General features: G+C 68.0%; 21 protein-coding genes. 9 read left to right on the top strand and 12 right to left on the bottom strand.

All coding sequences use genetic code 11. The features are described from left to right. Positions 1-19: 19 nt before the first annotated feature. A complete protein-coding gene (locus V5F78_RS20035) occupies positions 20-919 on the top strand; it encodes a LysR family transcriptional regulator (RefSeq protein ID WP_394070493.1) in 900 nt (299 codons plus the stop codon). Positions 920-1,161: 242 nt separating this feature from the next. Here V5F78_RS20035 and V5F78_RS20030 read toward each other — a convergent pair whose 3' ends face one another. After that, positions 1,162-1,812 (bottom strand): glutathione S-transferase family protein, encoded by a 651-nt coding sequence (locus V5F78_RS20030; RefSeq protein ID WP_394070491.1) that lies wholly within the window; start codon positions 1,810-1,812, stop codon positions 1,162-1,164. 297 nt (positions 1,813-2,109) lie between these two features. On the opposite strand from V5F78_RS20030, the gene V5F78_RS20025 reads away from it, so the two are divergent. Next, the gene (locus tag V5F78_RS20025) at positions 2,110-3,339 is read left to right on the top strand and encodes a polyhydroxyalkanoate depolymerase (RefSeq protein ID WP_394070489.1); all 1,230 of its coding nucleotides are present in this window, start codon (positions 2,110-2,112) and stop codon (positions 3,337-3,339) included. Positions 3,340-3,411: 72 nt separating this feature from the next. Here V5F78_RS20025 and V5F78_RS20020 read toward each other — a convergent pair whose 3' ends face one another. Continuing rightward, the gene (locus V5F78_RS20020; protein ID WP_394070487.1) at positions 3,412-3,978 is read right to left on the bottom strand and encodes a type 1 glutamine amidotransferase domain-containing protein; all 567 of its coding nucleotides are present in this window, start codon (positions 3,976-3,978) and stop codon (positions 3,412-3,414) included. A 143-nt stretch (positions 3,979-4,121) separates the two neighbouring features. On the opposite strand from V5F78_RS20020, the gene V5F78_RS20015 reads away from it, so the two are divergent. The 3 genes from V5F78_RS20015 to V5F78_RS20005 all read left to right on the top strand — a co-directional run bounded on the left by V5F78_RS20015 (position 4,122) and on the right by V5F78_RS20005 (position 7,215). Further along, positions 4,122-5,306 carry a pyridoxal phosphate-dependent aminotransferase gene (locus V5F78_RS20015; protein ID WP_394070485.1) on the top strand — a complete coding sequence of 395 codons (1,185 nt, stop codon included), beginning with the start codon at positions 4,122-4,124 and terminating at the stop codon, positions 5,304-5,306. A 38-nt stretch (positions 5,307-5,344) separates the two neighbouring features. Beyond that, positions 5,345-5,968, top strand: a complete 624-nt coding sequence (locus V5F78_RS20010) for a lysozyme inhibitor LprI family protein (RefSeq protein ID WP_394070483.1) — start codon at positions 5,345-5,347, stop codon at positions 5,966-5,968. Positions 5,969-6,291: 323 nt separating this feature from the next. Further along, complete coding sequence (locus tag V5F78_RS20005) at positions 6,292-7,215, top strand: sugar kinase (protein ID WP_394070481.1); 924 nt, start codon at positions 6,292-6,294, stop codon at positions 7,213-7,215. Between the two features lie 47 nt (positions 7,216-7,262). Here the strand turns inward: V5F78_RS20005 and eda are convergent, their stop codons facing one another. From eda to V5F78_RS19985, 4 genes are all read right to left on the bottom strand, one after another. Continuing rightward, complete coding sequence (gene eda / locus V5F78_RS20000) at positions 7,263-7,910, bottom strand: bifunctional 4-hydroxy-2-oxoglutarate aldolase/2-dehydro-3-deoxy-phosphogluconate aldolase (RefSeq protein ID WP_394070479.1); 648 nt, start codon at positions 7,908-7,910, stop codon at positions 7,263-7,265. Positions 7,911-8,074: 164 nt separating this feature from the next. Then, positions 8,075-8,551 carry a prepilin peptidase gene (locus V5F78_RS19995; RefSeq protein ID WP_394070478.1) on the bottom strand — a complete coding sequence of 159 codons (477 nt, stop codon included), beginning with the start codon at positions 8,549-8,551 and terminating at the stop codon, positions 8,075-8,077. A gap of 5 nt (positions 8,552-8,556) precedes the next feature. Then, on the bottom strand, positions 8,557-8,721 hold the full coding sequence (locus V5F78_RS19990; RefSeq protein WP_348845587.1) for a Flp family type IVb pilin: 165 nt from the start codon (positions 8,719-8,721) through the stop codon (positions 8,557-8,559). Positions 8,722-8,880: 159 nt separating this feature from the next. Next, positions 8,881-10,071, bottom strand: coding sequence for an MFS transporter (locus V5F78_RS19985; RefSeq protein ID WP_394070476.1), 1,191 nt, complete (start codon positions 10,069-10,071; stop codon positions 8,881-8,883). 193 nt (positions 10,072-10,264) lie between these two features. Between V5F78_RS19985 and V5F78_RS19980 the strand changes: the two genes are divergently transcribed. After that, positions 10,265-11,500 (top strand): alpha/beta hydrolase, encoded by a 1,236-nt coding sequence (locus V5F78_RS19980; protein ID WP_394070474.1) that lies wholly within the window; start codon positions 10,265-10,267, stop codon positions 11,498-11,500. A 9-nt stretch (positions 11,501-11,509) separates the two neighbouring features. Here the strand turns inward: V5F78_RS19980 and holA are convergent, their stop codons facing one another. From holA to leuS, 3 genes are read right to left on the bottom strand one after another with little or no spacing between them, the layout of a single operon-like run. Further along, positions 11,510-12,535 carry a DNA polymerase III subunit delta gene (gene holA / locus V5F78_RS19975; protein ID WP_394070472.1) on the bottom strand — a complete coding sequence of 342 codons (1,026 nt, stop codon included), beginning with the start codon at positions 12,533-12,535 and terminating at the stop codon, positions 11,510-11,512. Between the two features lie 3 nt (positions 12,536-12,538). Further along, positions 12,539-13,189, bottom strand: a complete 651-nt coding sequence (locus V5F78_RS19970; RefSeq protein WP_394070470.1) for a hypothetical protein — start codon at positions 13,187-13,189, stop codon at positions 12,539-12,541. Beyond that, positions 13,176-15,806 carry a leucine--tRNA ligase gene (gene leuS / locus V5F78_RS19965; RefSeq protein ID WP_394070468.1) on the bottom strand — a complete coding sequence of 877 codons (2,631 nt, stop codon included), beginning with the start codon at positions 15,804-15,806 and terminating at the stop codon, positions 13,176-13,178. Before leuS ends, V5F78_RS19970 begins: the two co-directional genes overlap by 14 nt. Before the next feature lie 646 nt (positions 15,807-16,452). On the opposite strand from leuS, the gene V5F78_RS19960 reads away from it, so the two are divergent. Both V5F78_RS19960 and V5F78_RS19955 read left to right on the top strand, forming a co-directional pair. Continuing rightward, positions 16,453-17,814, top strand: a complete 1,362-nt coding sequence (locus V5F78_RS19960; protein WP_394072785.1) for a leucyl aminopeptidase family protein — start codon at positions 16,453-16,455, stop codon at positions 17,812-17,814. Between the two features lie 10 nt (positions 17,815-17,824). Further along, on the top strand, positions 17,825-18,679 hold the full coding sequence (locus V5F78_RS19955) for a C40 family peptidase (protein WP_394072783.1): 855 nt from the start codon (positions 17,825-17,827) through the stop codon (positions 18,677-18,679). 928 nt (positions 18,680-19,607) lie between these two features. Here V5F78_RS19955 and V5F78_RS19950 read toward each other — a convergent pair. From V5F78_RS19950 to V5F78_RS19940, 3 genes are all read right to left on the bottom strand, one after another. Next, on the bottom strand, positions 19,608-20,978 hold the full coding sequence (locus V5F78_RS19950; RefSeq protein ID WP_394070433.1) for an AmpG family muropeptide MFS transporter: 1,371 nt from the start codon (positions 20,976-20,978) through the stop codon (positions 19,608-19,610). A gap of 74 nt (positions 20,979-21,052) precedes the next feature. Continuing rightward, the gene (locus V5F78_RS19945; protein WP_394070431.1) at positions 21,053-21,721 is read right to left on the bottom strand and encodes a response regulator transcription factor; all 669 of its coding nucleotides are present in this window, start codon (positions 21,719-21,721) and stop codon (positions 21,053-21,055) included. Positions 21,722-22,197: 476 nt separating this feature from the next. Further along, entirely contained in the window at positions 22,198-22,395 is a 198-nt protein-coding gene (locus V5F78_RS19940) for a DUF2735 domain-containing protein (RefSeq protein ID WP_394070429.1), read from the bottom strand. A 490-nt stretch (positions 22,396-22,885) separates the two neighbouring features. Between V5F78_RS19940 and V5F78_RS19935 the strand changes: the two genes are divergently transcribed. Then, positions 22,886-23,920 (top strand): glutamine synthetase beta-grasp domain-containing protein, encoded by a 1,035-nt coding sequence (locus tag V5F78_RS19935; protein WP_394070427.1) that lies wholly within the window; start codon positions 22,886-22,888, stop codon positions 23,918-23,920. Positions 23,921-24,012: the final 92 nt, after the last annotated feature.

Here is a 24,012-nt window from a genome sequence, read left to right as displayed (position 1 = left end):
CGTAGGATAAGCTCCTTCCATGCGCTTTGACCTCTCGGACCTGCGGCTGTTCCTGAATGTGGTTGAGGCCGGCAGCCTGACCGCCGGGGCCGCGCGCGCCCATCTGGCGCTGGCCTCGGTGAGCGCGCGGATCCGCGACATGGAGGCGGAGATCGGCACGCCGCTGCTGGAGCGCGGCCGCGCCGGCATCGCCGTCACCCCGGCCGGGGAAGCGCTGGTGCATCACGCCCGCCTGATGCTGGCGCAGAGCGAGCGCATGCGCGGCGAACTCGCCGGCTATGGCAAAGGGTTGAAGGGCCATGTGCGCCTGTGGTGCAACACCGCGGCCTTCGGCCATGGCCTGTCGGCGCAGCTGGCGCAATTTCTCGCCGCCAATCCCAGCATCGACATGGACCTGGAAGAGCGGCCGAGCTGGCAGATCGCCCAGGCGCTGGCCGAGGGGCTGATCCATCTCGGCATCACCTCGGACGCCGCCGACACCTCGGGCCTGCAGCTGACGCGGTATCGGGAAGACCAGCTGGTGGTGGCCATGCCGCGCGGCCATCCGCTTTGCCAACGCGCGCGCCTGCGCATCGCCGATGTGCTGGACGAGCCGTTCGTCGGCCTGCCCGAGGGAAACGGCCTGCAAAGCCTGGTGGAACGCAATGCGGTGCGGGCCGGCGGGGCACTCAAATATCGGGTGCGGGTGAACGGCTTCGCCGCTGTCGCCACCATGGTAGGGCCGCACATCGAGGCCCATGTGGGCATCGCGGTGATTCCGGCGGCGGTGGCGCAGCAATTGCGCGAGAGCCACGCGCTCGCCTTCGTGCCGCTGGACGAACCCTGGGCGCGCCGCACTTTGGTGATCGCCGTGCGGCGGGAAGACGTGCTGCCCGCTTATGCCCAGCGCCTGCTCGCCTATCTGCGGCCGGTGACGTGACGGCTAGGACACACGACATTCACGGCTGGCTTGGCGCTCTTGAAGCAGAGCTTTGTCATGCACGGGCCTGTCCCGTGCATCCACGCGGCACCGTTGGTGCCAGCGTTTCCAGGCTCGCGCCCGCGGCCCGGCGTGGATGGCCGGGACAGGCCCGGCCATGACGCGAGAGAGATGACAATCGGTCGATGAGCATCGAAGGCACCCGCCTCGACGATGCTCCATGCCGCTGAAGTCGATCGGCCCTAAAATTCGACGTCCAGCTCTTCCAGCTCTTCCGGCTCGGCCTTCGCGCCGGCGATCCATTCCTGCATGAGCGGATGGGCCATCATGCGGTCGCGATAGGCGGCGCAGGCGGCGTCGAGGGCGACGTCATAAGTGGAGAAGCGCGAGCACACCGGCGCATACATGGCGTCCGCGAGCGTGATGTTCGCGCCCATCAGATACGGCCCGCCATGGGCGGCGAAGCAGCCGCGCCAGATGGCGAGAATGCGCTCGATGTCGGCCTGGGCACCGGCCCACACCTTGAAGCCCGGGAAATGCGCCTTCATGTTCATCGGCAGGGCCGAGCGCATGTTGGCAAAACCGGAATGCATCTCGCCGGAGATGGAAAGGCAGTGCGCCCGCGCCGCGCGGTCGGCAGGCAGCAGCTGGGCTTCGGGGAAGACTTCGTTGAGATAGGAGGCGATGGCCAGCGTATCCCACACGGTCACGCCCTCATGCACCAGGCGCGGCACGAGGAAGGAGGGGGAGAGCAGCAGCAGTTCGGCCTTCGCGTCCGGATCGTCCACCGGCACCCGCTCCTCCTCGAAGGCGAGGCCCGCCATCTTGCACAGCAACCAGCCGCGCAACGACCAGGAGGAGTAATTTTTGCTCGAAATGGTGAGGGCGCTCATGAACGTCACCGCTGGCTCGAAGGCATCTGGAGCAATCTTAGCGGTTGTGTGTTGCAATGCACCACCCCCCGCTCCAATATCCTTTCTAGAAGTACATCCGAACGAGCGCGTAGGGAAGTGTAGAACAGAAATTGCGCCAAAGCCTTAGCTCTTTCGGACAGGTCGAATTGCGGGCCGGCCCGGTTGTCGGCGCGGCTCGCTCAGCGGGTATCCAGCGGGTAAAAGGCGTTCAAACGCGATGAAAAAGAACCTGTCTTCCAGGACCCAGCCCCCCTCTTGCCGGCAGCGAAGGGCATCATGATGTACCTCGCTTACCAGACCCAGTCCGATCTGATGGATCCCTTGCGCTTCGGGGCCCACATGGCCCGGCGCGCGCTCGACAATTCCTTCCTCTCCCTGTTCAGCACCGAGAGCATGCGCACCGGCATGCGCCATCTCTCGGCCGCGTTCGAGATGGTGGAGCGCGCCGGGCTCAGCCACGCGCGCCTGCCGTTCGGCATTTCCAGCACCATGGTCGGCAACCAGGAGGTGGAGGTCACCGAGGAGCCGGCCCATGTGCTGCCGTTTGGCACGCTGCTCCACTTCAAGAAGGACACCACGGTGCCGCAGCCGCGGGTGCTGGTGGTGGCCCCGCTCTCCGGCCATTTCGCGACCCTGCTGGTGGGCACGGTGAAGACCCTTCTGCCGGACCACGACGTCTATATCACCGACTGGCACAATGCCCGCGACGTGAGCCTGGAGCACGGCGCCTTCGGCTTCGATGATTATGTCGAGCACGTCATCAAGTTCCTGGAATTCATGGGCCCAGGCTGCCACATCCTCGGCGTGTGCCAGCCGTGCGTGCAGGTGCTGGTGGCTGCTGCCGTGATGGCGCAGGAAGGCAACCCCGCCTATCCGCGCTCCATGACGCTGATGGCCGGCCCCATCGACTGCCGCATCAATCCCACCAAGGTGAACGAGCTCGCCACCTCCAAGCCCATCGAATGGTTCGAGAAGAACCTCATCGCCACCGTGCCGATGGGCTTCAAGGGCGCGGGGCGAAAGGTCTATCCCGGCTTCATCCAGTTGACCGCCTTCGTCAGCATGAACATGAACCGCCATGTGAAGGCGCACATGGAGCTGTACGAGAACCTCGCCGCCGGGGAGCTGGAAAAGGCCGAGGCCACAAAGCATTTCTACGATGAATATTTCGCCGTTCTGGATCTCGCCTCGGAATTCTACCTGGAGACGGTGAAATACGTCTTCCAGGATTATCTCCTGCCGAAGGGCGAATTGACCTATCGCGGCAATCCCATCGACTTCAAGGCGATCCGCCGCACCGCTTTGCTCACCGTGGAAGGCGAGCGCGACGATATCTGCTCCATCGGCCAGACCATGGCGGCGCAGGATATCTGCTCGGGCCTGCGGCCCCATCGCAAGCGCCATCACATGCAGGCGGGCGTGGGGCATTACGGCGTGTTCAGCGGGCGCAAATGGGCCGGACAGGTCTATCCCCTGGTGCGTAACCACATCCTCGCCAGCGATTGACACCACTCCCCCCGGCCGGGCGGCCGGGGGCGAAGCGCCGCGCATGGGGCGGTTTCATTCAGGCAGGCATCGTCACGCCGCGCGCTGGCGGCCGTGTTTCCCCTCGGCGAATTCCTCGATCATCTTGGCGTTGAAGTCGGGAATATCCTTCGGGTTGCGGCTGGTGACGAGGCCCTGGTCCACCATCACCGATTTGTCCTCCACCTTCGCCCCGGCATTGGCGAGATCCACATGGATCGCCTTGTAGCCGGTCATCGACCGCCCCTTCACCAGCCCGGCCGAGATCAGCACCTGCGGGCCGTGGCAGATGGCGGCCACGGGTTTGTGATCGGCGAAGAAGGCGCGCGTGAAGGCGAGCGCCTTGTCATTGATGCGCAGCGCGTCGGGGTTCATGACCCCGCCCGGCAGCAGCAAGGCGTCGAAGTTTTTCGCGTCGGCCTGGTCGAGCGCGACATCCACCTTGATGCGGTCGGCGGGCTTGTCGTGATTGACGCCCTGCACCTCACCCTTCTCCGGGCTGACGATTTTCACGTCGGCGCCGGCGGCCTTGAGGGCCTTCACCGGTTCGGTCAGCTCCACATTCTCGAAGCCGTTGGCGACCAGGACTGCGATCCTGCGTCCGTCGAGACGGTTAGCCATGGAAATTCTCCTTTTTGCTCATTGGTGCTATCGGTGCGCTCAAGCCCTGTGGCGAGAGGACGAGCCCCGTCCGGCCCCGGGGAACAACCCGAGGAAGCAGCAAGGGGTTCCTGGCGCCGCCGGGAGCCCGAGGGAGAGACCCCATGTTGAAAACCGTCGCCGCCTTCGACCGGATCGGCGAGGAAAATGCGTTCGCCGTGCTGGCGCGCGCCACCACGCTCGCGAGCCAGGGCCGCGACATCATCAATCTCGGCATCGGCCAGCCCGATTTCCGCACCCCCGAGCATGTCGTCGAGGCCGCCATCAAGGCGCTGCGCGACGGGCAGCACGGCTATACGCCCTCGGTGGGCATCGCGCCGCTGCGCGAGGCGGTGGCGGGCGATCTCCACAAGCGCTACGGCGTGGACGTGGATCCCGGCCTTGTGATGATCGTGCCCGGCGGCAAGGTCACCATGTATGCGGCGATCCGCCTGTTCGGCGAGCCGGGCGCGGAAATCCTCTATCCCGATCCCGGCTTCCCCATCTACCGCTCGATGATCGAGCATACCGGCGCGACCCCGGTTCCCGTGCCGATCCGCGAATCGAATGCCTTCGCCTTCTCGGCCGAGGAGACGCTGGCGCTCATCACGCCTAAGACGCGGCTTTTGATCATCAATTCCCCCGCCAACCCGACCGGCGGCGTCACGCCCAAGGCGGAGATCGACAAGCTGGTGAAGGGCCTCGCCGCCCATCCCCATGTGGCGATCATGTCGGACGAGATCTACGATCATTTCGTGTTCGATGGGGAAACCCACCAGACCCTGCTCGCCTATCCGGACATCCGCGACCGGCTGATCCTGCTCAACGGCTGGTCCAAGACCTATGCTATGACCGGCTGGCGGCTCGGCTATTCCATCTGGCCGAAGGGCCTGTACGAGCAGGTGCGCAAGCTCTCCGTGAACGCCTGGAGCTGCGTCAATGCCGCGACCCAATATGCCGGCATCGCCGCGCTTCAGGGGCCACAGGACGCGGTGCATGCCATGGTCGCGGAGTTCGACCGCCGCCGCCACATCGTGGTGGAGGGGCTGAACGCGCTGCCGGGCATCTCCTGCGCGACGCCGGGTGGCGCCTTCTATGCCTTCCCGAACATCGCCGGCACAGGGTGGACCTCGGCCAAGGCGCTCGCCTCCGCTTTGCTGGAGGACGCGGGCGTGGCGGTGATCGGCGGGCCGGATTTCGGCGTCTATGGCGAAGGCTATCTGCGGCTGTCCTATGCCAATTCGGCCGAGAACATCCGCGCCGCCCTTGGCCGCATCGCGGCCTTCCTGGCGCAGCGGCAAGTAGCCTGAGTGGCAGGTCGCGTGAGCGGCCGGCGGGCGGAGGGGGAATGATACGCCGCGCCTTCGCCCGCAGAATGTTTGCCGGCCGTGCCCGGGCGCCCGTCGCGCCGGGGCAGGCTGGGGCGGCCTCTCTTGTGCTGGCGGCGGCGCTCCTGCTCGGCGCACCGAGCGCGCCGGCGCACGCCCAGCCGCCGGTACCGGCGCCGAAGACGATGGCGGCGGAGCCCTGGGCCGCCGCCCCCCGCTGCCGCAGCGGCGAGGTGCTGGCCCGCGAGTATAATCGCTGCCTCTACGATGCCATCCAGGTGTCCGAGAAGGGGATGGAAGCGGCGCTTGCCAATGCTTTCGCGGTGATCGAGGCACGCTCGGACCTTCTGCCCTCGCAACGCAACCGCTGGCGCCTGCTGCTCGACGAGGCGCAGATCCGCTACGGCATGTACCGCAATTTCGATTGCCAGAGCGTCGCGCCGTTCGAGGGGCCGCGCGGCATCGGCAATTTCGAGCAGCGGGCCTTGTGCCTGATCGCCAATAACGAGCGCCGGGCGGAGGATCTGCGCCGCCGCTATGGCGAGGTGCCGCCGCCCGCCGCCCCCGTGCCCGCCGTCGTGGTGGAGAATATCGGCACCCGCCCCGCCACCTGGCTGACCGCTGTGGCGCGGCCGCTGGATTAGCCGGGCGAGCTTCCAGAGTGAAAACCCCCTCTCCCCGCCGGGGAAAGGGCTGGGGTGAGGGGGCGCGGCTGGAGAACGGGGCCGGGCACGTTCCTGCCGAGGGTCCCCCTCACCCGCCCGCTGCGCGGTCGACCTCTCCCCGTCGGGGAGAGGTGAGGTTTCCAGAAAGTCAGATCGTCGGTCGGTTGAGAGAATGCCCCCTCTCCCCGCCGGGGAGAGGGTTGGGGTGAGGGGGCAGCCATCCCTCCGCTTAAATCCATTAGACTTGCGCCACCCCCTGCCTTTCGCCAAAGGTGCGGGCGGAAAGCGTTCGAGGAAGTACAATGGCCAAAGTGGTTTGCGTGGGCGAAGTGATGGTGGAACTGGCGCGCGGCAATGACGGCCGGTTCGGCCTTGCCTTCGGCGGCGATACCTTCAACACCGCCGTTTACCTGGCCCGTGCGGGCATCGAGACCGCTTATGCCACCGCACTCGGCGACGATGCCTATTCCGCCCAGATCCTCGACCTTGCCGCCACAGAGGGCGTTGAGCGCGATGCGGTGCTGATCGCCAAGGGGCGGGTGCCGGGGCTCTATCTCATCACCACCGACGACCGGGGCGAGCGCACCTTCCATTATTGGCGCGACACCGCCCCCGCCCGTTCGCTGTTCGAATTCGAGGGCTGGCAGGGCGTCGCCGAGATCCTCGTGGATGCGCGCGCAACCTATTTCTCCGGCATCACCTTGTCGCTCTATTCCAATGTCGGGCTCGGCCGGTTCCTCGCCGCGCTGGAGATGGCGGGCGAGCGCGGCGCCTGGCGCGTGTTCGACGGCAATTATCGTCCGCGCGGCTGGGGTGGCGACGTCGCGCGCGCCCGCCTGGTGTTCGCTGAGGCGCTGAAACGCGCCTCCATCGCCATGCCCACCTTCGAGGACGAGGCGGCGCTCTGGGGCGATGCCTCGCCGCACGCCACCATCGAGCGCATGACCACCTATGGGGTGAGCGAAGTGGTGGTGAAGAACGGCGCCGGCGGCGCGCTGGTCTATGCCGAGGGCCGCATCGTCGAGGTGCCGGTGGAGCGCGAAGTGCGGCCCGTGGACACCACGGGGGCGGGCGACAGCTTCAACGCCGCCTATCTCGCCGCCCGCCTGAAGGGCGCCAGCGCGGAAGAGGCGGCGCGCGCCGGCCACCGCCTCGCCGGCACGGTGATCCTGCATCGCGGCGCCATCATCCCGCGGACGGCGCAAGAGGGCGTGTCCGCGCATTGAGCGGCGGGGCGCTCCAGGCGCCCTGCTTTATTGCGGCAGAACCAGCCTCAGCCGAACTTCGCCGCGCGCGGCAAGGCGGCGGCGACGCTGGCGAGATCGCGGATGGCGGTGAAATCGCGGGCGCGGATCAAATCGGCCGGCACCACCCAGGAGCCGCCCACCGCCACCACGTTCGGCAGCGCGAGATAGTTCGCCACATTGGCCGGCCCGATGCCGCCGGTGGGGCAGAAGCGCAGATGCGGCAGCGGCCCGGCGACGGATTTCAGGAAAGCGACGCCACCCGAAGCCTCGGCGGGGAAGAATTTCAGCACCTCGAAGCCGAGGCCGGAGAGCACCATGGCTTCGCTCGTGGTGGCGCAGCCGGGCAGCACGGGCACCGGCGCCTGGGCCAGGGATTCGGCGAAACGGGGCGTCGTGCCCGGGCTCACCAGATAGGCCGCGCCGGCCTCGATGGAAGCTTCCACCTGCGCCTGGTCGGTCACCGTCCCGGCGCCAGCGAGCGCACCCTCCACGTCGCGCACGATATGGCGGATGGCTTCCAGCGCCACCGGCGTGCGCAGCGTCACTTCGATCAGCGGCAGGCCGCCCTGCACCAGGGCGCGGGCGAGCGGCACGGCATCTTCCAGGCGCTCGATCACCACCACCGGGATGACGGGCGCGCGGGCGACGAAGGGGAGCGGGCTTGGAAGGCTCATGATGTGTCTCTCTCAACCGAGCCGCCTTTGAACCCCACCCGCCGTCCGCTGTCGAGGGGGCATCGCGCGGGGGCGGGCGGCGCGGTCGTGGGCGTTGCGCGTCAAGGGGTTGAAACGATTTAAGAAATGCTCGACGGAAAATCGGCGGCCCGGCGCGCGGCGGGTCAGACCAGGGCGGTCATCAGGCTGGAGCTTGGGAACAGCGCCAGCCCGGCGCCGGCAAGCGCCACTCCGTAGGGCAGGCTTCCGGCCACCGCGAATCCGCGCCATCCGCGCCGCGCCCACAGCGTGACACCGCCCACCAGAAGCGCGCCGAACACGCCGCAGATCAGGGCGAAGGCCGGCAATTGGGAGGGATCGAGCCACAGCGCCAGCGCGGCGGCGAGCTTGGCGTCGCCCGCGCCGATCAGATCATGGGCGAACAGGCAGAAGCCGGCCGCCAGCACGCCGGCCGCCAGCATCGCCCGCAGCGGCAGGTCGCCCACCCGTCCCGAGGCGGCGAGCACGGCAAAGCCGCCGGCGAGGGCGAGGATGATGAGATTGGGGATGATGCGGCGCGACAGATCGGTGGCGATCGCCACCGCCAGGGCCGCCGGAAACAGCCCGAGCACCAGCAGATGGTCGAGCGGAAAAAGCACCACGCCGCTCAATTTCCCGCCGCTGCGGCGCCGGCCTTCAGGCGCGCCAGGGTGAGGCCGATCTGGGTCAGCACGGTGACGATGGCAATGGACAGCCCGGCGGCGATCAGCCCGTATTCCAGGGCCGTCGAGCCGTGTTCTTCCCTTACGAAGCGGGCCAGCAAGAGCTTCATCGCGCACCCTCGTCCGCGCTGTCCCGCGCGGCTGTCTCAGACGGTGTGAGATGCCGTCCTTGGTTCCGACGCTAGGGGATGCTCCTTTGCCGAGTGGTAAACGCGCCCCGCCCGGCACCTCTCGTGCCGGCACAGCTTGTGCGGAAGGTTAACGCTCCCTCAGCAGCCCTCGGCCGCGACCGGTTGCGCGCGAGCCTCCTGCCGCTGCGCGCGAGCGTCCAGCCGCTGGGAGACAAGCCCGAGGCAGAGCGCCGCGCACGCCAGCGCAATGCCCACGAACGGCAGGTTCTGATAAGGAAGGCCGTGGGTGATGGCGATGGCGCCGATCCAGGCGCCGGCCGCATTGCCGAGGTTGAAGGCGCCCTGGTTGAGGGTGGAGGCAAGGTTCGGCGCCGAGGCGGCGGTGTCCACCACGCGCAATTGCAGCAGCGGCACCAGCGCGAAGGCGAGCACGCCCCACACCGTGAGCACAGCGAGCGCGGGCGCGGGCAAGGTGCTCGCGGGCACGAAGACCACCAGCACCGCGATCAGCGCCACCAAGGTCCCGATGAGCGAGGGCATCAGCCGCCAGTCCGCAAGCTTGCCGCCCAGCATGTTGCCGGCGGTGAGCCCCACACCGAACAGCAGCAGGGCGCCGGTGATGGCGTTCGCGGAAAGCCCGGTCACCTGTGCCAGCAGGGGCGAGATATAAGTGAAGACGCTGAACAGGCTGGCCGAGCACAGCACGCTGATGAGCATCGCCAGCGCCACCTGGACATCGCCCAGCACGCGGAATTCGCTGAGGATGCGGCCGCTCTTCATGGGCAGGCCGCGCGGCAGCAGCACCACCAAGGCGGCGAGCGCTGCGGCCCCGATGACCGCCACCGCAAAGAAGGTGGAGCGCCAGCCGAGCCATTGGCCGAGCGCCGTGCCCGCCGGAACCCCGAGCACATTGGCGATGGTGAGGCCCGCGAACATCAGGGCGATCGCCTGTGCCCGCTTGTGGCGCGGTACGAGGTCGGAGGCGACCACCGAGCCGATGCCGAAGAAGGCGGCATGGCAGAAGGCGGTGACGATGCGCGCGCCCATCAGCAGGCCATAGCTGGGCGAGAGCGCGCACAATATGTTGCCGCCGATGAACACCGCCATCAGCCCCACCAGCGTGGTCTTACGCGGCCAGTTCGCGGTGAGGATGGCGAGCAGCGGCGCGCCCACCACCACGCCGAGCGCATAGCCGGTCACCAGAAGCCCGGCCTGGGGAATGGTGACGCCGAGGTCGCGCGCCACGTCGGGCAGAAGGCCCATCACCACGAATTCCGTGGTGCCGATGCCGAAGGCGGCGACGGCGAGGGACAGGAGCGACAAGGGCATGGGAACGTCCGCGCTGAGAGGGGCCGGGCGAAGCGTAAGATTTGACTTTGATCAAATTGATGCGCCGCAGCAAGTGCGCTGCGGTATGGCCAGCCATGCAGTGGCGCAGCACTGTGCTGTTTTGCCGACGCCCCTCATTCCCAATGGCGAAGCCTTCGCATCGCGACAGCGCGCTTGTGTCTGATATGTTGCTATGAAGCTGCGTTTGACGGGGCGGGAGACACGCGCCATGGGGCTGTGGTTCAAGGACGATCTGTTTGAGGCCCAGTTCCTGCGCACGCTCGGCCACACGTATTACGGCGGCGCCGATATCGGCGAATGCCTGGCGCTCGCCGCCCGCATTCCGCAGGGCGACACCGAGCGCTGGTATGGCGAATGGAATGCGCTGGCCGAACGGCTCTATGACGCCGGCCAGGCGAGCCTCGCCGCCGGCCGGGGCACCAGCGCGCGCCAGGCCTTTTTGCGCGCCGCCAATTATTTCCGTGCCTCGGCCCTGTTCCTTCTGGCGGCGCCTCTCGATCCCCGCGCGGTCAAGGCCTATGAGCGCCAGGCCGAAGCCTTTGCCCGCGCTTGCGCGCTGATGGCGCATCCGGTGGAAAGCGTGCGCATTCCGTTCGAGGACACGAGCCTCCACGGCCTGTTCCTGCGCCCGTCGGCGGACGACACGCCGCGCGCGACGCTGATCGTCACCGGGGGCTATGACGGCACGGCGGAGGAGAATTATTTCTTCAGCGGCGCGGCGGCGCTGGAGCGCGGCTATAACGTGCTGCTCTATGACGGGCCGGGGCAGGGCGAGGCGCTGTTCAAGCAAGGCCTATATTTGCGGCCGGATTGGGAAAACGTGCTGCGGCCGGTGGTGGATTTCGTTCTCGCCCAGCCGGGGGTGGATCCTGAGCGCATCGCGCTCTACGGCCTCAGCCTCGGCGGTCATCTGGCGGCGCGCGGCGCCAGCGGCGAGCCGCGCCTGGCCGCTCTGGTGGTCGATCCCGGCCAATATGCGCTGCTGGACGAGATGCGGGCGCGCCTGCCGCGCTGGCTCGGGCGTGGCCTGCCGAAGGGCAATCCCCTCACCCGCCGGGTGCTGAGCCGCATGATGGAACGCATGATGCGCCACCCCACCAAGGGTTGGGGCCTGCGGCGCGGCCTGCTCGTCAACGGCGTTGAGACGCCGTGGGATTATGTGCAGTCCATCGCCACCTACACCCTGGAAGGCCGCGCGCGGGAGATCGCCTGCCCCACCATGGTCTGCAAGGCGCAGGGCGACGCCATCGGCGCCTCGGCGGAAAGCCTGTTCGAGCATCTCGCCTGCACCAAGCGGCTGGCGCTCTTCAAGGCGGAGGAGGGCGCGGCGGCCCATTGCGAGGGCGGCGCCCGCGCGCTTTTCAATCGCGAGATGTTTGACTGGCTGGATGCCGTGCTCGCGCGCTGAGCCGCGCCGTCAGGCGGCGTCCCTTCGGCGCACGGCGAGGTTCAACAGCACCCGCTCGGTGATCGGCTGGGCCATGGCGGCAGTGCGCCGGCAGGCGAGAATGGCTTCGTCCACGGTGAGGATGGCGCGCAGGCAGCGCTCCGGCGTGAAGGCGCGCAAGGCCTTGTCCACCAGCGGCTTGCGGGAGAAATGCACGGCTGGACGGGCCTGGTCGATCACCCGCTCGATGCTGCTGCCGGCCTCCACCGCCAGCGCCATCTGGTGGAGTGCCATGAGCGCCCGCAGCAGCGCGCCGAGAATGGCATCGGGCCGCGTCGCCGCGCCCCAGGCCTTGGCGAGGGCGGTGGCGGTCTGCGCCGGCTGGCCGGCCAGCGCTGCGTCCACCACATCGTCCATGGCGAGGGCCGAGGCATCGCCCACGATCACCCGCACATCGTCCAGGGTCACGCGCCCGTTGCCCTTGGCGTAGAGCGCGAGCTTCTCGATCTCGCCGCGCGAGGCCAGGCGATCGCCGCCGATGAGGGAGACCAGCAGGTCGCGCGCGTCGCGGTCGATTGGCAGGCCCGCTTCGCCCAGCATGGTATCGACGAGGCGCATCAGGTCGCGCTCGCCGTCGGCATAGCAGGGAATGGCGAGCGCGTTCGGCGCGCCCTCGCACAAGGAGCGCAGCGGCGCGCCCTTCTTGAGGTCGCCCGCTTCCACCACCACCAAGGCGTCGCAGGGTTCGGAGAGCACCGGTTCGAGCGCGGGCACAAGGTTTCGGCTGCCGGCGCGCACCCACACCACGCGCTGCCCGCCGAACAGGCCGATGGTGCGCGTCTCGTCCATGAGGCGGCGCGGATCGGAGGAGAGGTCGTCGCCGTCGAGCCGCACCACGGCGAACGGGTCGCTCGCATCGGGCACGGCGCGGCGCACGAGGCCGGCCGCGCGCTCGCGCACCAGCCCCATGTCGGGGCCGTAGATCAGCACCACCGGGCGCTTGGGATCGCGGCGGGCGAGGGCGGCGTCGGCCTCGCCCGCGCGCACCGCGACCATGGGTCAGCGCGCCGGAGTGGTAGCCGGGGCGGCGGCCGGCGTTGCCGGAGCAGCTGCCGGCGGCGGCGCAACCGGCGGGCTGCCGGTCGGGGGGCCGCCGGGCGCGGGCGTGCCGGTCGGGTTCTTGATGAAGAAGGCCGCCAGCTGCACCTTGATCTGGTCCGCGACCACCTGGGAGGCACGGCTCTCCGCGTCGCGGGCGGCGCTGTAATTGGCGAAGCGCTGTTCGCTGACGTCGGTGGAGACGGCGGCGGCCGCCTTGCCGGAAGCGATCGGCGGCTTGGTCTCCTCGCCCGCGCGCACCAGCTTCCATTCGCCTTCCACGCGGAAGGTCTTGGCTTCCGGCAGGCCGGACTGGGTGTCGACGATGGCGAACGAGCTGGACGAGCGGACCGTGATGAACATCTTGTACGGCGCGTTGGCGGGATTTCCCGCGCCGCCGGTGAGATTGTAGATCAGGTCGTTGCGCAGATCGTTGCCGATGCGCCCGTTGATCTTGACGATCTCGATGTCCTGGAGCCGCTCCTGCAGGGCAGGCCCGGCGACGGTCGAGTTCGCCGCATACATGGGCTGGAAACAGCCGGCGAGCGCCCCGGAGAGGGCGCACACGAGGCCGAGGCGGGCGAGCAGCGCGGCGCGGTCAGGCGACAACATTCACGATCCTCTGTGGAACCACGATGATACGCTTCGGCGGCCGCCCGTCGAGGGCGCGCTGCACGGTTTCAAGGGCGAGCACGGCGGCTTCGATCTCCGCCGGCGTCGCCTCGCGCGGGACGATGATGTCGTCGCGCTTGCGGCCGTTGATCTGGATCGGCAGCGTGATGGTGTTTTCAACCAGCAGCGCCGGGTCCACCTGCGGCCATGCGGCCTCGGCAACCAGGCCCGCGTGGCCGAGCGCGGCCCAGCATTCCTCCGCCAGATGGGGCGTCATGGGGGCGATGGTGCGCACCAGCATCTCGGCCGCCTCGCGCAAGGCGAACGCCATGTCCGGCGCCACTTCGCCGGCGCGCACGCCGGCGATCGCCTGGCCGAACGCATTGGCGAACTCGTGCACATGGGCGACCGCCACGTTGAAGCGCAGGCGCTCCACATCCTCGGCGACCGTGGCGACCAAAGCATGGGAGGCGCGGCGCAAAGCGGTGGCTTCCGCGCCGAAGCTCTCCGGGCGCGGTGCATCGGCCGGCGCGCCGAGGGCGATTCCCTCGTGCACCAGGCGCCACACCCGCTGCACGAAGCGCCACGCGCCCTCGATGCCGGACTGGGTCCATTCGCTGTCGCGCTCGGGCGGGGTGTCGGCGAGCATGAACCAGCGGGCGCAATCCACGCCATAGGTGTCGGCCACCACTTCGGGGGCCACCACATTGCGCTTGGACTTGGACATCTTCTCCGGCGGGCCGACCACCACGTCCTCGCCGGTGTCGATCTTCACCGCCTTGCCGGTGCCGAGGAGCTTCACCTCCTCCGGGAACAGCCAGCGGCCGGCTTTGTCCTTATAGGTCTCGTGGACGATCATGCCCTGGGTGAACAGGCCGGCGAACGGCTCCTTGATGTCCACGCGGCCGCAGGCGTTGAGCGCGCGGGTAAAGAAGCGCGAATAGAGCAGATGCAGGATCGCGTGCTCGATGCCGCCGATATATTGGTCCACCGGCAGCCAGTGGCGCACCGCGTCCTTGTCGAGGGGCTTCGACGGGTCGTCGCTGGCGTAGCGCAGGAAATACCAGGACGAATCCACGAAGGTGTCCATGGTGTCGGTCTCGCGCTTCGCCGGCGCGCCGCACTTGGGGCAGGGCACGTTGCGCCAGGCCTTGGCGCGGTCCAGCGGATTGCCGGGCATGTCGAAGGTGACATCGTCCGGCAGCGTCACGGGCAATTGCTCGCGCGGCACGCCCACGGGGCCGCAGGTCTCGCAATGGATGACCGGGATCGGGCAGCCCCAATAGCGCTGACGCGAGATGCCCCAGTCGCGCAGGCGGAAATTCACCTGCCTTTTACCCTGCGGCTCGTCGCCGATGCGGAACCGCTCGAGCTGGCGGGCGACCGCTTCCTTCGCCGCGTCCACGCCCATGCCGTCGAGGAACTGGGAATTGAACAGCGTGCCCTCGCCGTCATAGGCGAGGTCCTGCACCGCGAAGGTTGCGGGGTCGGCGTCCGGCGGCAGCACCACGGGGGTGACGGTGAGGCCGTATTTGCGGGCGAAGTCGAGGTCGCGCTGGTCGTGCGCCGGGCAGCCGAAGATGGCGCCGGTGCCGTAGTCCATCAGCACGAAATTGGCCACATAGACCGGCACGGTGCGGCTGGCATCCAGGGGATGCACCACCTTCAGGCCGGTGTCGTAGCCCATCTTCTCCTGGGTCTCGATGGCCTCGGCGGTGGTGCCGCCCTTCTTGCAGGCGACGATGAAGGCGGCGAGCGCCTCGTCCTTCGCCGCCAGCGCCGCCGTGAGCGGATGGTCGGGCGAGAGCGCCAGGAAGGACGCGCCGAACAGCGTGTCGGGGCGGGTGGTATAGACCTTCACCGCAGCCGTGCCGGCCGGGATCTTCTCCCGGTGATGGGCCTTGGACAGCTCGAACAGCACTTCGAGGCCTTCCGAACGGCCGATCCAGTTGCGCTGCATGAGGCGCACGCGGTCCGGCCAGCGGTCCAGCGTGTCGATGGCGTCCAGCAGGTCCTGGGCGAAATCGGTGATGCGGAAGAACCATTGGGAGAGCTTGCGTCGCTCCACCACCGCGCCGGAGCGCCAGCCGCGCCCGTCGATCACCTGCTCATTGGCGAGCACGGTGTTGTCGATGGGGTCCCAATTGACCTCGCTCTCCTTGCGATAGGCGAGGCCCTTGTCGAAGAAGTCGAGGAAGATGCGCTGCTGCTCGACATAATAGGAGGGATCGCAGGTGGCGATCTCGCGGTTCCAGTCGAGCGACAGGCCGAGCAGCTGCAGCTGCTCCTTCATGGAGGCGATGTTCTCGTAGGTCCAGGCCTTGGGATGGATGCCGCGCTCGATGGCGGCATTCTCCGCCGGCAGGCCGAAGGCATCCCAGCCCATGGGATGGAGCACGTTGAAGCCCTGCATGCGCTTGGTGCGCGCGAGCACGTCGCCCATCACATAATTGCGCCCGTGGCCGATATGGATGCGGCCCGACGGATAGGGGAACATCTCCATCACGAAGAATTTGGGACGCGGATCGTCGTTCCGCGTGCGGAAGATGCCGCGGTCCTTCCAAATCTTCTGCCAACGGGGTTCGGCGTCGCGCGCGTTGTATCGGTCTGTGGTCATCGAATATCTATGGTCCAGGGGCGGCGGGACTAGGACAGAAACCGCGTCACGGGTCAACCTTCGCGGCTGCGGCAGAGGGTGCGGGGCGCGAGTCGTTCTTGCTTCCCGGCCAACCTGCTTTCCGGCCAACTTGCTTCCCGGCCAAGCGGAGCGCCTCCGGCGCGGAGCGCGAGCCGGGACCCAGCGCAAGAAATCGCCGCAGGCGCTTCCCTCCTGGAAAAGGCGCGCGGCGCCGTGTGCCGGCTTCGCCGCTTTTTTCCTGGGTCCCGGCTCGGCGCTCCGGCTGCGCCGTCGCTGGGCCGGGACGCGAAACGCGCCCTCCCGCCGACGTGCAGGTCCGCCGGCCAATTTGCTTCCCGGCCAAGCGGAGCGCCTCCGGCGCGGAGCGCGAGCCGGGACCCAGCGCAAGAAATCGCCGCAGGCGCTTCCCTCCTGGAAAAGGCGCGCGGCGCCGTGTGCCGGCTTCGCCGCTTTTTTCCTGGGTCCCGGCTCGGCGCTCCGGCTGCGCCGTCGCTGGGCCGGGACGCGAAACGCGCCCTCCCGCCGCCATGCAGGTCCGCCGGCCGGCTTGGCCGCCGCCTGGCTTGGCCGCCGCCTTGGCCCCATGCTAACCAGCAAGGCCAAGGAGACCGCCATGCCGATCGTGATGCCCGAGTGCTTCGCCCCTGCCGCCATGTCTTCCGTGCCGGTGCGCCTCGTAACGCGGGACGGCTTCAAGACCGCGCCCTTGCCGCAGGCGGCGCGGCGGTTCGCGGAGGCGGCGGGCTTCAAGGGCGAAAACGGCAAATTGCTTGCATTGCCGGGCGCGGAGGGGGCGATCGCGGGCTTCCTGTTCGGCGTGCCGGGGGAAAAGGGCGATCCGTTCGCCGCCGGCGCCCTGCCGGGGCTCCTGCCGGAAGGCGATTATCATCTGGAGGGCGAGATCGGCGCGCTGGATGCGCTGGCGTTTGCGCTCGGTACCTATCGCTTCACCCGCTATCGGGCCAATTCCAAGGGGCAAGTGCGCCTGAAGCTCGGCGCGGGCGATGATGCGGCCGCGCTCGCGCGCACGTTCGAGGCGGTGAGCCTGGTGCGCGACCTGGTCAACACGCCGGCGAATGACCTCGGCCCCGCCGAGCTGGAGGATGCCGCCCGCCGCCTCGCCGCCCGCCACGGGGCAAGCTTCCGCTCCATCGTCGGCGCCGATCTCTTGGCGCGAAATTTCCCGCTGATCCACACGGTCGGCCGCGCCGCCACCCGCGCGCCGCGCCTGCTGGATCTCGCCTGGGGGCCGGAAGACGCGCCCAGGGTGACATTGGTCGGCAAGGGCGTGTGCTTCGACACCGGCGGGCTCGACATCAAGCCCTCCTCCGGCATGCTGATCATGAAGAAGGACATGGGCGGGGCGGCGACCGCGCTGGGCCTTGCCCATCTCATCATGTCGCGCGGCCTGAAGGTGCGGCTGCGGGTGCTGATTCCGGCGGTGGAGAATGCCATCGCCGGCGATGCCTTCCGCCCCGGCGATATTTTCGCGAGCCGCAAGGGCCTCACCGTGGAGATCGGCAATACGGATGCGGAAGGCCGTCTCGTGCTCGCCGATGCGCTCTCGCTCGCGGACGAGGACAGCCCCGACCTGCTGGTGGATTTCGCCACCCTCACGGGCGCAGCCCGCGTGGCGCTCGGTCCCCATCTGCCGCCGGCCTATACGGACGACGAGACGCTCGCCGCCGATCTTGCCCGCCACGCCCAGGGGCAGGCGGACCCGCTCTGGCGCCTGCCCCTGTGGCGGCCGTACGCGGCGATGATCGATTCCAAGGTGGCGGATATCAACAATGCCGGCGCGGGCGGCTTTGCCGGCTCGATCACGGCGGCGCTGTTCCTGTCGCGCTTCGTCGAGACCGCCAAGTCCTGGCTGCATCTCGACATCTACGCCTGGAACCCTTCCGCACGCCCCGGCCGGCCGGAAGGAGGCGAGGCGCAGACCATCCGCGCGCTCGATGCCCTGATTGCCGAGCGCTACGGCGCATGAGGCCCGTTTTATGAGCGATCTTCCGCAAGGCCGCGATCCGCGCCTCACGCCGGCGAAGGCCAATCTCGCCGCCGAGAGCCTGCGCGGCATCGTCGATGCGCCGTTCTATAATGAAGGCGTGAAGCGCCGGGTGGTGGAGCCGGTGGCGGCGGTGCGCCGCGCGCCGTCCTCCACCGCCGCGCTCGATACCGAGGCCCTCCAGGGCGAGATTGTCACCATCTATGAGGATGAGGGCGAGGGCTGGGCCTGGGGCCAGCTGGAGAGCGACGGCTATGTGGGCTATCTGCCGAGCGAGTCACTCGCCGCCCTCGGCCCGCAGCCGACCCACAAGGTGCGCGCGCAGCGCACCTTTCTGTTCCCCGGCCCGGACATCAAGCTGCCGCCGCGAGCGGCCCTGCCATTCGGCGCGCAAGTGGAGGTGCGCGAGCTGCGCGGCGCCTTCGCCGTGACGCCGCAGGGGTTTTTGCCCGCCGTGCATGTGGCGCCGCTGGATGCGCGGGAGGCGGATTTCGTCGAGGTGGCAGGGCGGTTCCTCGGCGCGCCCTATCTGTGGGGCGGGCGCTCGGCCTTCGGGCTCGATTGCTCGGGCCTGGTGCAGACGGCGCTGGCCGCCTGCGGCATCGCCGCGCCGCGCGACAGCGACCAGCAGGAAGCCGCCCTCGGCATGGCCCTGTCGCTGGATGCGCCGTTGCGGCGGGGCGACCTGCTGTTCTGGCCCGGCCATGTGGGAATCGTCGAGGATGAGGCGACCCTGCTCCATGCCAACGCCTTCGCCATGTCCGTCGCCCGCGAGCCCCTGGCGCAAGCGCTCGCCCGCATCGCCGAAAAAACGCCGCTGCGCAGCGTGAAGCGGCTGGGGGTTTAGGCGCCCCGCTCTCGCGTCCCGGTCCAGCGACGGCGCAGCCGGAGCGCCGAATCGGGACCCAGGGGCGGACGCGGCGAAGTCGTCAAAAGCGCTGTCCGCTTGAGGGATTGAAGCGCCTGCGGCGGTCTTTTGTGCTGGGTCCCGGCTCGCGGTCCGCGTCGGCTCTGCCGCCGCTTCCCTTGGCCGGGACGCGCATTTTTGCGGACCGCCCCGCAATGATTGGGAGATAGGGACATCATCCCCCACCCGCCGGAGAGGGAGCCCCGCGCCCGTCTCGCGTCCCGGTCCAGCGACGGCGCAGCCGGAGCGCCGAACCGGGACCCAGGGGAGAATGCGGCGAAGCCGTCAAAAGCCCTGCTCGCTTGAGGAATTGAAGCGCCTGCGGCGGTTCTTTGTGCTGGGTCCCGGCTCGCGGTCCGCGTCGGCTCTGCCGCCGCTTCCCTTGGCCGGGACGCATTTTTTGCGGCCGGCCCCGCAATGATTGGGAGATCGGGACGTCATCCCCCGCCCGCCGGAGAGGGAGCCCCGCTCTCGCGTCCCGGTCCAGCGACGGCGCAGCCGGAGCGCCGAACCGGGACCCAGGGGAGGATGCGGCGAAGCCGTCAAAAGCGCTGTCCGCTTGAGGGATTGAAGCGCCTGCGGCGGTCTTTTGTGCTGGGTCCCGGCTCGCGGTCCGCGTCGGCCCCGCCGCTGCTTCCCTTGGCCGGGACGCGCATTTTTTGCGGCCGGCCCCGCAATGATAGGGAGATCGGGACGTCATCCCCCGCCTGCCGGAGAGGGAGCCCCGCGCCCCGCTCTTGCGTCCCGGTCCAGCGACGGCGCAGTCGGAGCGCCGAACGGGGACCCAGGGGAGAATGCGGCGAAGCCGTCAAAAGCCCTGTCCGCTTGAGGAATTGAAGCGCCTGCGGCGGTCTTTTGAGCCGGGACGCTAGAGCCCGGCTGCGTCTGCCGCCTCCTTCTTCGCCAGCGATTTGAAATGGCCGCGCATCTGCAGCCAGGCCAGCAGGATCAGGCCGGGAATTCCGGCGAGGACGGTGATGACGAAGAACAGCGCCCAGCCGGTGGCTTCCACGATATAGCCGCCGCCGGAGGCGAGGAAGGTGCGGCCCACGGCGGTGAGCGCGGTGAGCAGGGCATATTGGGTGGCGGTGTGCGCCCGCGCGCCGCACAGGGCCGAGAGATAGGCGACGAAGATCACCGTGCCGATGGCGCCGGTGAAATTCTCCACCACCACGGTGGCGGTGAGCGCCGGCACGTTCACCCCAATCAGCGCCTGGGCGGAGAAGGCGAGGTTCGAGGTCATCTGCAGGATGCCGCCGATCCACAGGCAGGTGACGAGCGGATAGGCGCGCGCCAAGGCCCCGCCGGCAAAGCCGCCGAGCAGAGCTGCCGCAAGCCCCACGCCCTTCACGATGGCCGCGTAGGTCGCCTTGTCGAAGCCGATGGAGATGACGAACGGCGCCGTGAGCACGCCGGCGAGCGCATCGCAGAATTTATACAGCAGCACGAACAGCAGGATGGTCACCGCCTGGTCGCGCGAGAGGAATTCGCTGAACGCACCCACCGCCGTAGCGACAACCCGCTTCAGCGCGTTGCCCTCGCGGGTCGCGGTGTCACCATCGTGCCGCACCGGCGCGTCCGGCTCGCGGGCGAGGAAGGTGGCGGCGATGCCGACCCCCATGAACAGGGCGGCGGCCACATAGCCCCAGGTCCACACCTGCGCGCGCGGGACGCCATAGGCTTCCAGCCCCGCGACGATGGCGATGACCCCGGCGCCCGAGACCAGCATGCCGATGCGATAGGCCGCCACATAGCCCGCCATGCCGGCGGCCTGTTCGGACGTGTCGAGCCGCTCCACGCGGAACGCGTCCACCACGATGTCCTGCGTCGCCGAGACGGTGGCGACGATCACCGCCCCCAGCGCCACGGCGAACGGCGCCGCCATGGGATCCTGGAGGCCGAGGAACAGGATGGCGCCGGCGAGCACGATCTGCGTCGCCAGCAGCCACCCGCGCCGCCGCCCGAGCCAGCGCGAAAGCACCGGCACATCCAGCGCATCGACGATCGGCGCCCAGAGGAATTTCAGCGTGTAGGGCAGCCCCACCAGGGAGAACAGGCCGATGGTGGCGAGATTTACGCCGGCTTCCGTCATCCAGACCGACAGCGTGGTGCCGGTGAGCGCCAGCGGCAGGCCGGAGGAGAAGCCGAGCAGGATCACCACCAGCACGCTCGGCCGCAGATAGACCGCGAGCGCCGCGAAGGCGGAGGAGACGCGCGCATTGGCAGAGGTGAGGCTCATGGGGCGGTCTCCTGCCATGGGAGCCGGCGGGCGGGCGCGGGCTCGGATCTTCGGGCGTTCGGGTTCCGGCCGGCTCAGGCCTGCCCGTGGCTCCAGAGGCCGGATTCCACCTTGGAGACGGCGATGACGGCCTGGGTGCGGCTCTCCACCCCGAGCTTCTGGAGGATGGCCGAGACATGGGCCTTCACGGTGGCCTCGGACACCGACAATTCATAGGCGATCTGCTTGTTGAGCCGCCCTTCGGACAGCATCATCAGCACCCGCACCTGCTGGGGGGTTAAGGTGGAGAGGCGGGCGAGGATGGCGTCGGATTCGCTGTCGCCCCGGCCGGAGAGATTGATGTCCGGCGGCGCCCAGCTTCCGCCGGCGAGCACGGTCGCGACCGCATCGCGCATGGCGGTGACACCCAGGGTCTTGGGAATGAAGCCGGAGGCGCCGAGATCGAGACAGCGGCGGATGATCGGGGCTTCCTCATTGCCGGAGACCACCACCACCGGCACGCCGGCATATTGGGCGCGCAGATAGATGAGGCCGGAAAAGCCGCGCGCGCCGGGCATGGTGAGATCCAGCAGGATCAGGTCGAAATCCGCTTCCTTCTCCAGCAGGGCGTGGAGATCGTCGAACGTGCCGACCTCCGCGATCTCGCTCTGGGGATAGAGCGCGGCCAGCGCTTCGCGCAGCGCGCCGCGAAACATCGGATGGTCGTCGGCGATGACGAGCCGGAAGGCGTTGGCGTCTCCCAAATGGCTTCTCCCCCGGTCCCACCGGCTGTTGATTGCCCACCGGCTGTTGCGTGCCCACCGGCTTCTGCTCGAGGCCCGCGCGAATCGGAAGTCACCGAATCATTCGTCCCGTCGGCGCGCGTTGCAAGCCGGCTTATCCACCCGTGACTTGAGGGCATAGGGGCAGGTGCGGAGTCAAGCGGGCAGGTCAAGTCGCGGCGCAAATGGCGCGGACGCGGCAGGCCTCGCCGCGCGTCTCCACCCTGCCTATTCAGAGGGCAGTAATGCTTAACATTTAAGCATTTTTGGCGCTGGCGCGGGATGGGACGTCGCGCGGTCTTGCCGGGCCAAGCGGGAAAAGGATTTTGCGCGAGGCAAGGTGACGCGGGGGGCGCGGCTGCAAATAAAAAGGGCCGGCGCGTATGCGGGCCGGCCCTTAGATCATGTTCAAGTGTTTGAAAGACGAACGTGGCATGGGGTGCGTGAACGTCTTGAATTCAGCGCTTGCGCGGTGTCTCCGCTTCGCGAATTGCAGCTTCGTGATACCAGCTGCTGCTGAAATTCTGGGTCGCGATCTGCATCGCAATGAGGTCGTTCACCGGCTTGGCGGGGTCCTGCCGGCCGGAAACACCCGCGCGACCGCCGGCGGGAAAGGCATAAATCTTTGCAGATTCCGGATACTGACTCGTAGCCATTCTATCTCTCTCTCATTTTGTGCTGTGCGATAACGCATCAGACGTTGGGTGAGCTTAGCATGGTCTGCTCGCGTTTTATACAAGCTGCCTCTTTTAAAATCACCGTTTGACTACATTATCAGCACTTCGGTTTTTGCATCTTCGGCTAGCATTCTCCTCCTATGGAACGTGCGGTTACGCATGAAGTTCCAGCCGCGCCCTGCGGTGTCCCAAAGGGTTGCTGTCTAATGGAGCCTGTTCATTTCCTGGGCACGCCATTTGGCCTCATGCTGAGCCGCCTATCTTGTGCGGGCCTGAAGGAAACCGATGCCGCCGCAGATTGCGCGGCTGCATCCGCCCGGTCCGGCCGGTTGGCCGGGTTGGCATAGGAAATGCTTGGGGGAGGCCAGCCAGTTGGCGGCCGAGCACGCCAGTCGCTGCCGGTCCCTTTTCGGGGCCGCGCATCCGAACACGGTCAAACGTCGCGTCATCAGCTCACGAGAGGCTCGTAATGACAAAGTACAAACTCGAGTACATATGGCTGGACGGGTACACGCCCGTCCCCAATCTGCGGGGAAAGACGCAGATCAAGGAATTCGACCATTTCCCCTCGCTCGATGAGCTTCCGCTTTGGGGCTTCGACGGTTCGTCCACCAATCAGGCCGAAGGCCGCAGCTCGGATTGCGTGCTGAAGCCGGTCGCGATCTATCCCGACCCGGCGCGCAAGAACGGCGCCCTGGTGATGTGCGAAGTGATGATGCCGGACGGCGTCACCCCCCACGCCACCAATGCCCGCGCCACCATCCTGGACGACGAAGGCGCCTGGTTCGGCTTCGAGCAGGAATATTTCTTCTACAAGGACGGCCGTCCGCTCGGCTTCCCCGAGCATGGCTATCCGGCCCCGCAGGGCCCGTACTACACCGGCGTCGGCTTCAAGAATGTCGGTGATGTCGCCCGCGAGATCGTCGAGGAGCATCTCGAGCTCTGCCTCGAGGCCGGTATCAACCACGAGGGCATCAACGCGGAAGTCGCGAAGGGCCAGTGGGAATTCCAGATCTTCGGCAAGGGCTCCAAGCGGGCCGCCGACGAAGTGTGGATGGCGCGCTACCTGCTGCTCCGCCTCACAGAGAAGTATGGCGTGGACATCGAGTTCCACTGCAAGCCGCTCGGTGATACCGACTGGAACGGCTCGGGCATGCACGCCAATTTCTCGACCAAGTACATGCGCGAAGTCGGCGGCAAGGAGTATTTCGAAGCCCTCATGGCGGCCTTCGACAAGAACCTCGACGCCCACATCGCCGTCTATGGTCCGGACAACCACATGCGCCTGACCGGCAAGCACGAGACCGCGCCGTGGAACAAGTTCAGCTATGGCGTGGCTGATCGTGGCGCCTCCATCCGCGTGCCGCACTCGTTCATCAAGAACGACTACAAGGGCTATCTCGAGGATCGCCGCCCCAATTCCCAGGGCGACCCCTACCAGATCGCCTCGCAGATCCTGAAGACCATCTCCGAGGTTCCGACCAGCGTGTCGGCCGCGGCCTGATCTTTCTCATTCTGTGGATTGCAGTTTTAGCGGCGCGGGCCTTCGGGTCCGCGCCGTTTTCTTTCAAGGGTCTCAAGTGGGTCCGAGCTTCC

Source organism: Roseixanthobacter glucoisosaccharinicivorans (assembly GCF_043195095.2).
In the GTDB taxonomy this organism is placed as follows: domain Bacteria; phylum Pseudomonadota; class Alphaproteobacteria; order Rhizobiales; family Xanthobacteraceae; genus NCEH01.
Note: the sequence above shows the minus strand (reverse complement) of the source record. Positions and strands in the feature narration are given on the sequence as shown.

What these genes read in the sequence shown, in the direction of transcription:
- eda (WP_394070479.1), bottom strand. Translation starts at nt 7,910, where the DNA reads ATGAGCCTTCCAAGCCCGCTCCCCTTCGTCGCCCGCGCGCCCGTCATC.
- V5F78_RS19950 (WP_394070433.1), bottom strand. Translation starts at nt 20,978, where the DNA reads ATGAGCCTCACCTCTGCCAATGCGCGCGTCTCCTCCGCCTTCGCGGCG.
- V5F78_RS20005 (WP_394070481.1), top strand. Translation starts at nt 6,292, where the DNA reads ATGGCCAAAGTGGTTTGCGTGGGCGAAGTGATGGTGGAACTGGCGCGC.
- V5F78_RS20025 (WP_394070489.1), top strand. Translation starts at nt 2,110, where the DNA reads ATGATGTACCTCGCTTACCAGACCCAGTCCGATCTGATGGATCCCTTG.
- leuS (WP_394070468.1), bottom strand. Translation starts at nt 15,806, where the DNA reads ATGACCACAGACCGATACAACGCGCGCGACGCCGAACCCCGTTGGCAG.
- V5F78_RS19935 (WP_394070427.1), top strand. Translation starts at nt 22,886, where the DNA reads ATGACAAAGTACAAACTCGAGTACATATGGCTGGACGGGTACACGCCC.
- V5F78_RS19940 (WP_394070429.1), bottom strand. Translation starts at nt 22,395, where the DNA reads ATGGCTACGAGTCAGTATCCGGAATCTGCAAAGATTTATGCCTTTCCC.
- V5F78_RS19980 (WP_394070474.1), top strand. Translation starts at nt 10,265, where the DNA reads ATGAAGCTGCGTTTGACGGGGCGGGAGACACGCGCCATGGGGCTGTGG.
- V5F78_RS19985 (WP_394070476.1), bottom strand. Translation starts at nt 10,071, where the DNA reads ATGCCCTTGTCGCTCCTGTCCCTCGCCGTCGCCGCCTTCGGCATCGGC.
- holA (WP_394070472.1), bottom strand. Translation starts at nt 12,535, where the DNA reads ATGGTCGCGGTGCGCGCGGGCGAGGCCGACGCCGCCCTCGCCCGCCGC.
- V5F78_RS20035 (WP_394070493.1), top strand. Translation starts at nt 20, where the DNA reads ATGCGCTTTGACCTCTCGGACCTGCGGCTGTTCCTGAATGTGGTTGAG.
- V5F78_RS20020 (WP_394070487.1), bottom strand. Translation starts at nt 3,978, where the DNA reads ATGGCTAACCGTCTCGACGGACGCAGGATCGCAGTCCTGGTCGCCAAC.
- V5F78_RS20010 (WP_394070483.1), top strand. Translation starts at nt 5,345, where the DNA reads ATGATACGCCGCGCCTTCGCCCGCAGAATGTTTGCCGGCCGTGCCCGG.
- V5F78_RS20030 (WP_394070491.1), bottom strand. Translation starts at nt 1,812, where the DNA reads ATGAGCGCCCTCACCATTTCGAGCAAAAATTACTCCTCCTGGTCGTTG.
- V5F78_RS20015 (WP_394070485.1), top strand. Translation starts at nt 4,122, where the DNA reads ATGTTGAAAACCGTCGCCGCCTTCGACCGGATCGGCGAGGAAAATGCG.
- V5F78_RS19970 (WP_394070470.1), bottom strand. Translation starts at nt 13,189, where the DNA reads ATGTTGTCGCCTGACCGCGCCGCGCTGCTCGCCCGCCTCGGCCTCGTG.
- V5F78_RS19990 (WP_348845587.1), bottom strand. Translation starts at nt 8,721, where the DNA reads ATGAAGCTCTTGCTGGCCCGCTTCGTAAGGGAAGAACACGGCTCGACG.
- V5F78_RS19955 (WP_394072783.1), top strand. Translation starts at nt 17,825, where the DNA reads ATGAGCGATCTTCCGCAAGGCCGCGATCCGCGCCTCACGCCGGCGAAG.
- V5F78_RS19960 (WP_394072785.1), top strand. Translation starts at nt 16,453, where the DNA reads ATGCCCGAGTGCTTCGCCCCTGCCGCCATGTCTTCCGTGCCGGTGCGC.